The sequence below is a fragment of the Flavobacteriales bacterium genome (assembly GCA_016699575.1).
GTDB lineage: Bacteria > Bacteroidota > Bacteroidia > Flavobacteriales_F > PHOS-HE28 > PHOS-HE28.
Genome location: CP064979.1, coordinates 13,815 through 27,939, shown reverse-complemented (window position 1 = coordinate 27,939; position 14,125 = coordinate 13,815). Strand labels below are relative to the sequence as shown.

13 protein-coding genes are annotated in these 14,125 nt (G+C 63.0%); 7 read left to right on the top strand and 6 right to left on the bottom strand.

Annotation, left to right across the window (positions count from 1 at the left end):
• Positions 1 to 43: 43 nt before the first annotated feature.
• Complete coding sequence (locus IPJ76_00125; GenBank protein ID QQR86665.1) at positions 44 to 712, bottom strand: hypothetical protein; 669 nt, start codon at positions 710 to 712, stop codon at positions 44 to 46.
• 51 nt (positions 713 to 763) lie between these two features.
• Here IPJ76_00125 and IPJ76_00120 point away from each other — a divergent pair, with 51 nt between their 5' ends.
• On the top strand, positions 764 to 1,804 hold the full coding sequence (locus IPJ76_00120) for an adenylate/guanylate cyclase domain-containing protein (GenBank protein QQR86664.1): 1,041 nt from the start codon (positions 764 to 766) through the stop codon (positions 1,802 to 1,804).
• 84 nt (positions 1,805 to 1,888) lie between these two features.
• Here the strand turns inward: IPJ76_00120 and IPJ76_00115 are convergent, their stop codons facing one another.
• The gene (locus tag IPJ76_00115) at positions 1,889 to 2,731 is read right to left on the bottom strand and encodes a hypothetical protein (protein ID QQR86663.1); all 843 of its coding nucleotides are present in this window, start codon (positions 2,729 to 2,731) and stop codon (positions 1,889 to 1,891) included.
• 144 nt (positions 2,732 to 2,875) lie between these two features.
• Here IPJ76_00115 and IPJ76_00110 point away from each other — a divergent pair, with 144 nt between their 5' ends.
• Positions 2,876 to 4,333, top strand: coding sequence for a sodium:solute symporter (locus IPJ76_00110; protein ID QQR86662.1), 1,458 nt, complete (start codon positions 2,876 to 2,878; stop codon positions 4,331 to 4,333).
• An 84-nt stretch (positions 4,334 to 4,417) separates the two neighbouring features.
• Positions 4,418 to 5,338: a hypothetical protein gene (locus tag IPJ76_00105; GenBank protein ID QQR86661.1), complete on the top strand. Its 921-nt coding sequence runs from the start codon at positions 4,418 to 4,420 to the stop codon at positions 5,336 to 5,338.
• A gap of 170 nt (positions 5,339 to 5,508) precedes the next feature.
• On the opposite strand, the gene IPJ76_00100 is transcribed toward IPJ76_00105, so the two are convergent.
• Positions 5,509 to 6,756 carry an alpha/beta hydrolase gene (locus tag IPJ76_00100; protein ID QQR86660.1) on the bottom strand — a complete coding sequence of 416 codons (1,248 nt, stop codon included), beginning with the start codon at positions 6,754 to 6,756 and terminating at the stop codon, positions 5,509 to 5,511.
• Positions 6,757 to 7,173: 417 nt separating this feature from the next.
• The gene (locus tag IPJ76_00095; protein QQR86659.1) at positions 7,174 to 8,112 is read right to left on the bottom strand and encodes a hypothetical protein; all 939 of its coding nucleotides are present in this window, start codon (positions 8,110 to 8,112) and stop codon (positions 7,174 to 7,176) included.
• A gap of 171 nt (positions 8,113 to 8,283) precedes the next feature.
• On the opposite strand from IPJ76_00095, the gene IPJ76_00090 reads away from it, so the two are divergent.
• Together IPJ76_00090 and IPJ76_00085 are read left to right on the top strand one after the other, a co-directional pair.
• Entirely contained in the window at positions 8,284 to 8,508 is a 225-nt protein-coding gene (locus tag IPJ76_00090; GenBank protein QQR86658.1) for a CsbD family protein, read from the top strand.
• 493 nt (positions 8,509 to 9,001) lie between these two features.
• Positions 9,002 to 9,520: a DUF4440 domain-containing protein gene (locus tag IPJ76_00085; protein QQR86657.1), complete on the top strand. Its 519-nt coding sequence runs from the start codon at positions 9,002 to 9,004 to the stop codon at positions 9,518 to 9,520.
• Positions 9,521 to 9,590: 70 nt separating this feature from the next.
• Here IPJ76_00085 and IPJ76_00080 read toward each other — a convergent pair whose 3' ends face one another.
• Entirely contained in the window at positions 9,591 to 10,259 is a 669-nt protein-coding gene (locus IPJ76_00080; GenBank protein QQR86656.1) for a hypothetical protein, read from the bottom strand.
• A gap of 22 nt (positions 10,260 to 10,281) precedes the next feature.
• Between IPJ76_00080 and IPJ76_00075 the strand changes: the two genes are divergently transcribed.
• Together IPJ76_00075 and IPJ76_00070 are read left to right on the top strand one after the other, a co-directional pair.
• Positions 10,282 to 12,522, top strand: coding sequence for a T9SS type A sorting domain-containing protein (locus IPJ76_00075; GenBank protein QQR86655.1), 2,241 nt, complete (start codon positions 10,282 to 10,284; stop codon positions 12,520 to 12,522).
• Positions 12,523 to 12,536: 14 nt separating this feature from the next.
• Entirely contained in the window at positions 12,537 to 13,067 is a 531-nt protein-coding gene (locus IPJ76_00070; GenBank protein ID QQR86654.1) for a hypothetical protein, read from the top strand.
• Here IPJ76_00070 and IPJ76_00065 read toward each other — a convergent pair.
• Positions 13,064 to 14,068, bottom strand: a complete 1,005-nt coding sequence (locus IPJ76_00065; GenBank protein QQR86653.1) for a hypothetical protein — start codon at positions 14,066 to 14,068, stop codon at positions 13,064 to 13,066. The two genes, IPJ76_00070 and IPJ76_00065, sit on opposite strands and share 4 nt — an antisense overlap.
• Positions 14,069 to 14,125 lie beyond the last annotated feature (57 nt).

Sequence of the window (14,125 nt, the reverse complement as noted above, 5' to 3'; positions counted from 1 at the left end):
GTTGGAGGTTGACGTTGCGATGCCCGGGCGTTGCGACGAAGGCTCATCCCCGCTCGACAGGTCGCCACCAGAACACTTTGTTGCCCTCCATGGGCTCCAGCACGGTGAAGGCGGTATTCCTCCCTTGGAACGTGGCGGCCAGCAGGCGGCTCATGCGCGCTTCCTTCGGCCCGCGGTCCATCGTGTTGATCAGCAGTTGACCTCCCCGGGAGGTCAGCGACATCAGCCGGTCTATGACTTCCGGCTCGGCCATGGCGGCTGGCACCGAGTCGTCCACGAACACATCCACCACCACCAGGTCGAAGGGCCATTCAGGTCCGAGCAGCGGGGCGAACGCATCACCGATGATCACCTTCACATCGGGAAACCCCTTCAGTCCGAAGTGGTCCGTTGCGATCCGCACCATCACCGGGTCCAGTTCCACGGCAGTGATCGGCGCGCTGATCGCCCGCTCGTCCCGCAGGATCTTCACCACGCTGCCACCGCCCAAGCCCAGCAGCAATACCGACGCGGGCGGCTCTTCGGTGCTGAGCACCTGACGGAACACGCGCTGCCAGATGGTGTGGAGGCTGCCATGGCTCTGGTTTGCGTTCGGGGTGTTCAGCACTTTCACCCCGTATTCGTACACCACGTCCAGCGGACCGAACGCCCCTTGGTAGCGCGCCAACCGCACGGGCCACACATAGCTCAACAGGCGCCAGAGGACTTCCACACGGCGAAGATGCACCCCTGGTTGGACCTAGCTTCGCGCCCCTTTTTTACCATGGCCCTCGCCAACATCACCCGCTACAAGCTCCGTAAGCTGCTCAAGTACGCCTTGATGAGCAGCTTCATCGCGGCCGTGCTGCTGGTGTTCGCGGGTGAGGACCTCGTGTTCGGCCACCTCGGCTTCACGTTGCTCGGGGTTTGGACAGGTGTCTTGGAGGAATTCCTGTTCGGAAGGCGGTTCCGCGCGTTGCCCATCCCGCTGCAGCTGTTCGGCAAGGTGCTCCTCGTGAACGTGCTCACGCTCGGCCTCATCGGCCTGGCCTTCGCCATGGGCCGCGAGCAGATCTTCCCTTGGCTGCAGGAGGACGGCGTGCGCATGGGCCAGGTGTTCAGCATGCAGCCGTTCTACTTGTTGCTCCTGCGCACGGTGGTCATCACGTCGCTCACCATCGTGGCCGTGCAGTTGGAGGAAGCCTTCGGCAAGCGCATGCTGCTGGGCTCGCTCCTGGGTTGGTACGACAAACCCAAGGCCCACGAGCGCATCGTCCTCACCATGGACTTGCAGGGCAGTACATCACTGGCCGAGCGTATGGGCGACATGCGGTACTTCCGCTTCCTGAAGTTCATCCATTCGCTGATGAGCGATGCCGTGCTGCGCAACGAGGCGGAGATCCACAAGTACGTGGGTGACGAGGTCATCTTCACGTGGAAGATGCCCACGGGCGTGCGCCATCACAACTGCCTGGACCTTTGCTTCGACATCAACGACCGCATCCAGGAGGAGGCCCAGTTCTTCAAGGACGAATTCGGCGTGGTGCCGCAGTTCCGCGCGGCCGTGCACGGCGGGCGTGTCATCACCGCGCAGGTGGGCCACATCAAACGGGCCATCGATCACAGCGGCGATGTGATGAACACCGTGAGCCGCATGCTGGGCCTCTGCAAGGAGCTGGACGAGCGCCTGCTCATCAGCACCGAACTGCTCGAGCGCATGGGCGACGTCAGCGACCGTTTCATCATCGGCCCGGAGAAGATCCTGCCCGTGAAAGGGCGCAGGAGGGAAGTGCGGGTGCACGCGGTGAGCAGGGTGAAGAAGTGAGCGGGTGACGCTGTAGGCGGCTTTCCCGCGAGAGCGTTGTGCAAGCGCTTACTCGCATGTGTGGTCATCCAGGGGGCGCTCTCACTACAACTCTCCGCATTTGTAACGGCGCATCAATTCGTCCGCGGTGGAAACGAGACCGGGGGGATAAAATCCGGTCAGTTCGGTGCGCCCGGACCTATACAATTCGCCGTTCAACCAAATCACGTAGACGTGTTTGCTCGGATCTTGCGTGTCAGGTTCCAGGCGCAGTCTGACTCCACTACCCTTATCGATCGTTGTGTTTTCTTCTTCCACGTACTGCGTTCGATGGGTGCAGCTGTAACGGACCGTATCTCCGTTCGCTGCGTATTCGATCACGGACTCGGTAGTGTCGTTGCTCACATAGTTGGAGATAAGGGTTCCCAACGAGTCATGCGTTGAGATCACCTCATGACGAGCGAACAGCTTGTTTCCTTTTCGTGTGATGGCGGGAGGAAGTTTCTTCGTCTCATATCGGCCAGATGGTAGCTGGATCCGATGCAGGGTGGTTTCAGTGAGTTGGCCGGTGCTGTGATCCAAGTCCCGTTCATGGCGCATCCCGGCCCGCTTCGAAACGAATCTGTAAGACTCAACAACTCCGCTCGTGTCGAAGTGAACCTCCTCCCGCCAATCGTGCTTGGTCGTTTGCCGGAATTTTAGGCTGCCGTTACGATGGAAGGCGACCAGGTTCATGTCATCGCGATCGGAGGGCAACCGCCATGCAGTGTCTGATGAAATCGGCAAGGGTGCCAATACGGTGTATTCAAGTCCCCATTCTTGCACCACAGAATTCGTTAGTTCCGCATCCACCATCTCTTTCCAATCTGGACCATCGAGCACCGTAGCGCACTGCGACATCGCCTGAAGGGCAATGAAGGACGGAAGGATGCACCAGCGTCTTGACATGCTCGAAACGTGATATTGGAACGGCGCACGGAAAGGTAGATTGTGATGCGACCGTCCGGTCATTGGAAACAACCCCCCGCGCCCTGTTCATCATCTGATCATCCGATCGTCTGATCATCTAATCGCCCCGCCTTCTTTCGTGGCATGAGCCCGGTCCTTCTCCTCTCCATCGTGTTCGGCTACTTCCTGGTGCTGTTGGGCATTGCCTGGTGGACGGGCCGTGGCGCTGGTGAGCACGCGTTCTACAGCGGCGACAAGAAAAGCCTGTGGTGGGTGGTGGCCTTCGGCATGATCGGCACCAGCCTCAGCGGCGTCACCTTCATCAGTGTGCCGGGCGCGGTGCAGGCGGGCAAGTGGCACTACCTGCAATTGGTCATCGGCTTCGCCATCGGTTACTGGATCGTGGCGGGCATCCTGCTGCCGCTCTACTACCGCATGCAGCTCACCAGCATTTACGGCTACCTGCGCGAGCGCTTCGGCATGGTGAGCTACCGCACGGGGGCATCGTGGTTCATCATCAGCCGGTTGATGGGCGCGACGCTGCGCATTTATGTGGTGCTCAATGTGATCCACCAATTCACCATGAGTGACATGGAGGTGCCCTTCTGGGTTACGGCGGGTGTGGTGATGCTGATGATCGTGCTCTACACCCTGCATGGCGGCGTGAAGACCATCGTATGGACCGACACCCTGCAAACGCTCTTCATGCTTGCAGCGCTGGTGGGCACCATCGTGTACATCACCAACAGCGCTGGCATGGCCGATTGGTCCACCGCGCTCTCCGACAGCGGCATGCTCGATGTGTGGAACACCGACTGGCGCAGCGAGGGCTTCTTTCTCAAACAGGTGCTCAGCGGCATGTTCATCACCATCGTCATGACCGGTCTGGACCAGGAGATGATGCAGAAGAACCTGAGCGTGCGCACGGTGGACGGCGCGCAGAAGAACATGCGGGTGTTCAGCGTGGTGCTGCTCGGGGTGAACGTGCTGTTCTTGTTGCTCGGTGCTCTGTTGTGGTTGAAGCTCGGCCAGATGGGCATTGAAGCGCCTGCCAAGAGCGATGACCTCTTCCCGATGCTCGCGCTCGAACACTTCCCGCAGTGGATCGGTTTGCTTTTCATCGTGGGCCTTATCAGCGCGCTGTTCCCCAGCGCCGATGGTGCGCTCACCGCGCTCACCGCCAGCACCTGCATCGACCTCATCGGCATCCGCGACCGTGGGTGGGACGAAGCCAAGCAGCGCCGCATCCGGCGTTTGGTGCACCTGGCCATGGCCGGTGTGTTCATGCTGTGCATCCTCTGGTTCTTCCGACGGCAGGACGCCACCATCATCAACACGCTCTTCGGTTTGGCCGCTATCACTTACGGGCCGTTGCTCGGGCTCTTTGCCTTCGGGCTCTTCGGCAAGGGCAAGCCCAAGGAGGAACTGGTGCCGGTCATCACCATCGCCTCGGCGGTCATCACGTTCGTGCTGCGCATGTACTCCGCCGGTCTTTTCGGTGGCTACAAGATGGGCTTCGAGACGCTGCTGGTGAACGGTGCGCTCACGTACATCGGCATGGCCGCCATCAGCACGCGGCGTATTGTGCAGCCCGGAAAATAAATAGTTCGTGTTCCGGGGCAGCGCGGTGCAACGGCTGCCGCGTCATGGATCCGAAACCCCTAAATGGATCGGACCATGAAGAGCATGAAGTGGATGTTGACCGGCTGCGTCGCGGTGGCGATGGTGGCTGTTGGTTGCAAGAAGGAAACATCGAGCGGTGGCCCCGCGCCCGTCACGCAGAACCCGTTGCGGCAGATCTTCAGCGACAATGTTGAGGACGCGAAGCAGACGTTCACCGTGCAGGCTGCAACGGGCGGCCAGGTGAGCGGGCAGGATGGTGTCACCGCGTTCTTCGCACCTAACGCCTTCATGCGCCAGAACGGTACTGTTGCCACCGGCGCTGTGGAAGTGGTGCTGGTCGAAGCGCTCAATGTGGCCGACATGGTGTGGCTGAACAAGCAGACGCTCGGCAATGACAACGGGCAGATGAAGCCGCTGATCAGCGGTGGGCAGTACTACTTGAACGCCACGCAGAACGGCGAACAGCTGTGGCTCGCCACCGGCAGCACCACCGTGATCGTGCCAGCGCCCAACGGCGTTGATCCCAACATGGGGCTCTTCATCGGCGATGTGGACGCTGACGGCACCATCGTGTGGGATCCGTTCGCGAACCCCGATCTGAGCATTGATTCCAGCGCCTTCGTGATCGGTGAGGACACGCTCGATTGGGTGAACTGCGACTACTTCATGGGCGGCGGCAACCAGACTTCCGTGCAGGTGACGTGCCCCGCAGGCCACAACGAGGACAACACCTTCGTCTGGCTGGTGTTCCCTGACCAGAACGCGATGACCGCCGTGCACAACACTTCGGGCAGTGTGTTCTCGACAGGCAGCTACTACACTTTGCCGGTGGGCATGAACATGATCATTGTTGCCATTTCGCAGATCAATGGAGCGGTCTCGTCGTCGTTCACCACCACCACGGTGTCGGCGGGCATGAACCAGACCATCCAGCTCTCGCCAACCACGTTGGCGGAGTTCCAGTCAGACCTTGGGAACATGTGAGGTAGCAGGTGCAGTTGAACGACGAGGCCTGGTCGGGAGACCGGGCCTCTGTCGTTCCCACATCCTCCATCCTGGTCTGTCATCCCGGCCAAGAGGCGGGACCGGGCCTCTGTCGTTTCCACAGGGAGCACCGTTCCACGCTATCATCCCGGCCTTGAGCCGGGATCGCGTCAGGGCTCCACGATGCTCTCCGTCCAGCGACGGATGCCTTCGTTCATCAGCTGCGTGCCGATGCTCTTGCCCTCCACGTCCTTCTCCTGGATCTTCTTCTCCACGTAGCGGCGCAACCAGCGCTCGCCGATGCCCACGATGGTGGGGCGGCCCAGGCTGTCGGTGGCGTGCGTACCGTCGTTGTCGTCGCCCATCTGGGGCACCTCGTCCTGTGCGGGTTTCGCGGGCATCGTCATACTGAAGGTTTTGCGCGGGCAGATCTGCTGTGCAGCAAAAACGGCCGCCAGACTGTCCACTAGCTCCATGTTGTGCACCGCATGATCGGGGCCTTTGTGCAGGTAGGTCTGGTAATGGTCGGCGGACATGTCAAGGTCCATGGCGCGCTCATCGATCCCGCATGCGCCTTGCAGCACGGGATAGTTGGTGCTCATCTCCAGGCGCAGGCCCCAAAGGGCGGGTTGCGAACCGCAGCCCACCACGGGATCGCCCACCTGGTGGTAGGTGAACAACGCGGGGTCATCTGCGGCATCGATGTAGCGCGTGTCGAGGATGGCGCCGAAGAAGCTCAGACAGCCCTTCACCGAAGCGTCGGTGGCCATGGGGGAGAGCTCCTGCTCGCGGATACCCAGGTCAGGACGCGCATAGGGCGTCAACTTCTCGTACACCATGCCCATCTCGCCGCATTCGACGGGGATCTCTTTCTCGTTGTCCATGTACGTGGCGTGCAATGCCGTGATAGCGCCCGCGCTGAAGCCGCCCACGAAGAAGTCCTCGGTGCTTGCGCGGTACATGGGTGCGCGCGCCTTGAGGAAGCGCACGGCGTTGCGCATGTCCATGGTGGCGCGGCAGGCGGCGCGTACCACTTCGGCGCGGTCGTAGGTGTACGGCATACGTTTCGGCCATGGGGCATGGAAGCCCAGCCGGTAGCTGATGGTGGCCGCCACGTAACCGCGCGCGGCCCACTGCATGCACAGCGAATCGAGCGTGGCGCGGTGCCCGCCCATGAAGCCGCCGCCGTGAGCGAAAATGATGACCGGCCGCTCCGTGAGGCCGTCGTTCACCGGCTTCCAGATGTTCATGCGCAGGGTGTCCATCACGCCGCGGTAGTTCAGCGCCTTGCTGTACTCCACGTTGCGCTCCACCGTGGTCTTGAAGCGCTTGGTGACGAAATCGGTGCTACAGTCCTGGGCGGTGGCATCCACCAATAGCGAGGACAGGAGCAGCAGGAGCGGGGCGGTTCGTTTCATCGGCTGTGTAAAGGACGTTCGGAGGCCGCGTTGGTTACAGGGAAGCCGGTCCGTATCGTCAACACGTCGCTTGTCAAAACGCGCGCCGCACCCGCTGGCGTATCGCGACAGGTCAACCGGCCATCAATACGTTCCACCTCCAACATCGTGAGCGCGGCTTTGCGAGCGACGCGATCCAGCCAGGGACTGATGCCATGCTGGATCGCTTCGGGTCCAAATGCGACCCTCGCGATGACGAGGGTGCGATCCCTCCCACTAAGGAGCTTCCATGCAGGCAGCTGCGGGGAGGTGTCCACGATCAGCGCGGCCGCATCCGGCTCGGGGAGCCCGTGCTGCGGGCCCGTGCGAGCCGGATTGCGGCTTTGATCGTGGTTGACTTTTGGCTCCACCTTTTCGTCAAGGAAAAGGTGGAAACACTCACCAAACTACCCTCACCACCTTCTCTTCCTTCCCCGCCTTCACGCTCAATGCATACACACCCGGGGCCGCATCACTTGCAAACGCATTCGCCGCACCGCTCCAGATCACTGCGCCGCGCGCATCCACCAACGTGCACACCGCACCCGCTGGCGCGTTGCGCACCAAGAGCTGCCCATCAATGAACACGGCAGAGACGCTCTCCAACGCACCGCTCTCGGCCACGGCGCTCGATGAATTCCAAGAGATGATGCACACGCCGCCGCTGCCCGTGCCGCCGGGCGAACCGATGCCATTACCACCGCCGCCACCCGCGCCGTAGTTGTCGCCATTGCCCTCAGGGTCGGTCACCGTGCAATTGTTATCGGTGAAACCCGCGCCCTTGCCCCCGGTACCGGACGGGCCGCCACCGCTGGTGCCACCAGCACCACCGGGTGTGAGGCAGTTGTTGCCGTTCCACACGATCGTGTTGCCGCCAATGCCGCCGTTGCTTGTGGGCCCTGCCGCGCCGCCGCCGCCGCCACCGAAGTAGGTCCAGTAGCCACCACCGCCCGTGCCGCCCGTGCGGTTCACCTGACCGCCCACGCCGTTGCCGCCAGCACCGCCGCCGCCCAGGTTGGGGTTGGGCACGCTGCTGCCGTTGCCACCGGCCTCGGCGAACATGCCCAAGCCGCCCACGATGGTGCCCGTGCCGCTGCCACCTGCGCCCACCACAATGCTGTACGTTGTGCCGGGCGTCACCGCAGTGGTGCGTCGCGCGTAACCACCGCCACCACCACCACCACCGCCGTTGGTGCCACCGCTGCCGCCCGCGCCGATCAGCTCGAACGTGGCGGTATCGACACCCGCAGGCACCGTCCATTGCGTGGTTTGCGTGATCACCACTTGCGCGTTGAGCGCCGCGGCAACGATGAGGAAGGGGAGGAGAAGTGTTCTCATGGTGGGAAGGTAGCGTGCAGTCCCATCGCGTGGCGCGATCGCCCCCGAACGAGGCCGCACCACCCCGCGCCTCGGAACACCAAGTTGAACGAATGCCCTGCCCGGCGCGACTTTCCGCGCGTGGCACGCTCCGTGGTCCACACAGCCCGAACCCCAAACACCCCAACAGCCATGAGTGCTACAACGGACAAGATCAAAGGCAACTGGAACGAGATCAAAGGCAAGCTGAAGCAGCAGTACGCCGACCTCACCGACAACGATCTGCTCTACGCCGAGGGCAAGGAAGATGAACTGGTCGGCCGCCTGCAGAATAAGCTCGGCCAGACGAAAGAACAGGTGCACGAGCTGATCGAGCGCTTGGGCAAGCCCACGCACGAGCGGAAGGCGAACAGCTGAGCCGCGTCGTGCCCAACACCGGGGCCCTGGTATTGCCAGGGCTTCGGCGTTGGGGCCTGTTTGGGCTCTCTTGAACGAAGGGCTCCGAGGCTATTTTTCGTTCAGGCGCATCCGGAAAATCATCGCGTAGCGGTGCCTACGGGATTATTTTCCGGCGAAGCATGGGCGGAAAAGAGACCGGAGAGCGAGTTCGAAGGGATCCCAAACAGGCTCTTAGGGCCAACTTGCAGGGCCGTGAAGCAGTTCTACCCTTGGTTCTTCAACAACGACACACCGCGGTGGAAGCGTGCCGCCGCGCGCTTCCTGCTCGCGGTTTCGGTGCTGGTGCTGCTGGCTGCCGCAGCATGGCTCTTGTTGGCGTGACGGACTTCGCCGCTGCATGGCTTCGTTCGGGAGCACACGGCGTCAGCGCGGGATCGGTCCGGAATAAACGATCATCTTTGATACGAAGGCGGAATTCCCCGTCCCTCGCCCAACCAACCCCTTCTTCACCATGCGCACAAGCACCTTGTTCCCCATTGCTGTCTGCGGTCTCGCGCTCTTCGCCGCCTGCAGCAGCCCTGCACCCAGCGAGCCCATGGCCGCGCCCGCCGTGGATGCAGCTGCCCTCACCGCCACCATCCAAGGCATGGAGGATGCCTATGCCACAGCCGCAGCCGCCAAGAACGTGGATGCCGTGATGAGCTATTACGCCGACGATGTGGTGAGCTACGGCATGCACCGCGAACCCCTCATGGGCAAGGCCAGCCTGCGCCAGGACATGGCCGATAAGATGGCCAACGACACCTTGGGCCGCACGCCCACCTTCAAGGTCATCGATGTCTTCGCTGGCACCGACCACGTGACCGAGATCGGCTCGTGGACCGACACCGACAAGACCGGCGCGGTGGTGGACCAAGGCACCTACTTCGCCATCTTCAAGAAGAGCGGCGACAGCTGGCAGTGCGTGCGCGAGATCAGCACCAGCAGCAAGGCCAAGGAGGAAGCCGCCGTGGCCGCGGTGCAGCCCTGAGCATTGATCGATCATGCAGCGACGCCCGCTCTGGACAACAGGGCGGGCGTTCGTTTTTGCGCTTGCCTCACTACTGCCTCCGCCCACCGAGCAAACCGGTCAATGCCGCAACATGCGCCCACAGCACCACCGGCACCAACATGGCCGGTAGCAGCACCCACGGCACGGCAGTCACCAGCACGTTGGGCGTGGAGAAATTGATGCGCTGCACGCTGCTCGGAATGCTCAGCACCGCGGTGACCACCACGATGAAGAGCAGCACCAGGCAAGCAAGGTTCCACGCGATGAGCACGCCTCTGCCGGGTGGTCGCTTGCTGCGCAGCCACAGTAGCATCAAGGCCGCGCTGATGCCGCTCGCGATGTCGAAGTTGAAGCCGCTGTACGTCATGTCGCGCGGCACAAGGCCCGCCTCGTACCCTTGGTGCAGCACCAGCTCCACCGGTAAACGCAGCACGTGCACGGCGGTGAGCGGCACCAGCGGCAACCCGCCCAGCCACGCGCGCCCGCGTTGCATGGCCAGCGCCACAAGCAGCGCCACCACCACCGGCGCCAGCAGCAGCATCTGCGGGGGAGGGAAGGCCAACGCGTTGGTGTAGGTACCACGCCATGCCACCACGCTGTGCACCGCACCGAGCGCCACCACCGCAGCGGTGAACACCTTGCTGCGCGTGGCCGCATGCACCGCACCGATGCACCACAGCACCGCTGCGGCAAAGAGCACGTAGGCCAGCACGGGCATGCCACGAACTTACTTTGCAACCATGCAGCTCCGTCGTTCTTTTCTCCTGCCGCTCTTCCTTCCGTTGTTCGCCGCTGCCCAGACCTGGGAACTGGTGACACCCGTGAAGAACAACAGCGAGCTATCGTCCGTGCACATGGTCGATGCCGTCACCGGCTTCACCGTGGATCGTATCCTGGGCTTCGTGCTCAAGACCACCGATGCCGGTGCCAGCTGGCAGCGCCAACCCTACAACCTCATCGACAAGCCGCGCATGCTGTGGATGTGGGACGACCAGCGCGGCATCATCGGTGCCAACTCGGGCCGCTTCTACCGCACCACCGACGGCTGGGCCTCGGCCACCTCCGTCTTCGAGCCCACCTTCGGCAACATGGCCGTGCTGCACTTCGTCAACGACACGCTGGGCTGGGCTGGAAGCGAAAGCGGCAAGATCGTGCGTACCACCGACGGCGGCGCCACCTGGACACAGCAGACCAGCGGCACCACCAACGCCATGGTGGCCCTGCACTTCGTTAACGACCAGCTCGGCTTCGCGGCCGCCACCGGCGCCCTGCTCCTGCGCACGGTGGACGGCGGTACCAACTGGGCCCAGGTCACCACGCCCATCAACTACAACCTGCGCGGCATCCACTTCGCCGATCCGCTCAACGGCATCGCCCTTGGGCTCGGTGGCGAGATCATCAGTACCACCGACGGCGGCGACAACTGGACGCTGGAGCCCAGCCCAACCACCAACAGCCTGCTGAGCCTCTTCGTGCAAGGCAGCATCCTGCTGGCACCGGGCAACAACGGCACCCTGTTGCGCAGCACCAACGGCGGCGCCAACTGGACGCTGCTGTCGCTCGGACTGCAGGACCTCTACAGCGTGTGGATCGACAGCACCGGCATCGGCGTGCTCACCGGCGAAGCCTGCGTGTACCGCACCCTCGACTTCGGCGCCTCGTGGACGCCCGTGCAATCGGGCACCTACCACACCATGCTCAACAAGGTGAGCTTCGGCACCGATCAGAACGGCGCCACGGCAGGCTGGCTCACCTCGGGCGGTGTGCAGAACGGCGTGCTGCGCACCGCCACCGGCGGCCGCACTTGGATGAACGTGAGCGCCGGCAATGCGCAATGGCTGGGCGTGCACCTGCGCGCCGACGGCACCGGCTGGCTCGGCGGAGGCGTTGGCGCCAACCGCAGCACCACCGACTTCTTCGCCACCAGCACCAACCACCCCGGGCCCAACATCGCCATCCGCTGCACCTGGGCCTTCAACGACAGCACGGCCATCGTGGGCGGCGGCTACGTGAACGGTGGCTGCTACCGCACCACCAACACCGGCGCCACCTGGACGCAGACGTCCGGCGGCAACATCTTCGACCTCTGGTTCGTGAACGATACCCTCGGCTTTGCCGGGGGCGAAGGCGGCACCCTCTTGCGCTCCACCGACGGCGGCGCCAGCTGGCAACCGCTCGCCAGCGGCACCAACGCCGACATCCACAGCATCTTCTTCCTCAACGACACCCTGGGCTTCACAGGCGGTGGCGGTGGCCTGCGCACCACCGATGGCGGCGACACCTGGACCTACCTCGGCGGACTGCCCCAGTACACCAAGAGCATCTTCTTCACGCACCCCGACACCGGTTATGCCGTGAGCGTGAGCGGCCAGGTGGTGCGCACCACCGACGGAGGCAACGATTGGGTGAACATCGTGCCCGCACCCTTCGACGCCATCATCGGCGATGCCACGCTGGCCGACGGTGCGCTGATCGCCGTGGGGCGCTACGGCGATGTGTACCGCGCTCCGCTGGCCTGTCCCACCGTGCCGGCCGTGCCCACCGTGCTGCAGAGCGGCCAAACGCTGTGCACCGCATGGCGCCCGCAGCTGCAGTGGTACCTCGATGGCCTGCCGCTGCCCAACGCCACCTGGCCCTGCATCACCGCGCCCACCAGCGGCAGCTACACGGTGGTGTACACCGATGCGCTGGGCTGCACCAGCGCACCGTCCGTGCCGGTGCAGATCATCAACACCGCCGCGCCAGCGCCCACCACCACTGCCTTCACGGCCTTCCCCAATCCCACCACGGGCAGCGTCACCCTCTCCTTTGCCGATGCCGCCCCGCGCACCGTGCTGCTCTGCGATGCCCGCGGCCGCGTGCTGCACACCCAGCACACCAACGGCCCCACCGCCACCGTGCACCTGCACCACCTGCCCGCCGGGCTCTACATCCTGCGCGAAGCAGGCGGCGGGAATGCGGTGAGGGTGGTGCGGGAGTGAAGCACATGCACTTCATGATCCCAGTCTTCACGTTCGACCGGTCGGAGGAAGTTGTGCCGGGGTTCGCTGTGGCGGTGCATCGAGCCGAATTCACCAAGGCCATCGCTGCCGAGGACGTCCACACCTTCGGTGGAAAGGACCTGGTGCTCGTGGACGATCGTGCACAGTTCGCTGAGGTGGCCATCCTGCGTGCCTTTGAAGCAGAGGGGTGGGAGGGACGCTGGCTGGAGACCTACGGCAAGCCCGCCATGAAGCCCGCCTTGTGGCGCGAATGGAAACTGGAGGGCCCGGCCGCACAAGAACACGTTTCCATTGAAGTGCCTTGGGTGATCGAACGGCTGCACGCGATCGCCGTTGCTAATGGCAACACCTACGCAGGCTGCTGGGATGTGGTCGCGTGGAAGGAGGGCAGACTGGTCTTTGCTGAAAGCAAGAAACAGAAGAAGGACCGATTGCGCGGCACGCAGTTGCGCTGGTTGGAAGCAGCCCTCACGTGTGGAATGACCGTCGAGGACTTTCTGATGGTGGAGTGGCGTCTACGCTAGCCCACCTGGAGCCAATCATCGTTTACCGTGCCGTTCTCAACAAGTGTCGCGCGTAGCATGGGCTTCTCGCCAACGACGAAAGTCACTGCTATGCCCACCGTGCCGGGCGCCTGACCGCAGAGGCTCACGAGGTGTTCGAGATCGTACGTGGAGAAACGATCGCTGCCAGCTTTCCATTCCATGACGACCAGCGGGTATCGCGTGCTCTCGTGCTTTTCATCCCAGCAGTTCTCACCGGACTTGGACCAGATCGCCAGATCCTTGCACACCTCCTTCTTCGCGTTCAATGGGCCACCGGGTATGCGGCTTTCGATGGCGATCTGGCCCGGGTCGTGAAGTTCAGTGCCGCGCTTGCAAGCTTTGGCCAAGTAGGCGAATGCGTAATAGCTCACGGCTTCGCGCTCCTTCCCGTACCAATGCTTCAGCCGGATCTCAAGGGCAAAGAGGGATAGGGTGCGGTGCACTACGGAGAGCAATGGCTCCGGCTGCGACTTGGCGCTGATCCGCGGATCGACCAGCGGATCCCGGCGTGGAACGATGGATCGCAAAAGCGTGCGCCACTCGGTGAGGACAGTCAACGTCTGTGGGCCAACATTCCGCATGCGTCGGAAGTCTTCCCTGCTGTGCACCAGGTAGTGCAGGGCAACTTCAGCGTCTTTGAAGCTGAAGATCCAAGTGTCGAGTACGGATCGGCACCGAGCGTCAAGGTGGGCATAATGCTGCCGTATGCGATCCTCTTGCTTGGAAAGTGGCGGCCATTGGATGGGGATGCCGGGCGGACTGAACAGCGCCAGTAGTTCCTTTTCCACGTCAGCGCTGCAACCCAAATCAGTGCTGAGCCCTCCTTCTGTCTCAGCTGCCTTGCGCAATTGGATCATGGTGCGTAGCCGGTGCTCGGCACAACAGGCCAACAGCTGCTCACTGGCACCTACATGCTGGGCCACTTCGGTTATGGTATACCTGGCTATGACGTCAGCGGGGGAGAGGTGCGGAGCGCGCACGGTTGTGAGGTATGGCGATGGAACGCTCAATGCTCGGGCTCAATTGCGCGGAGCGAC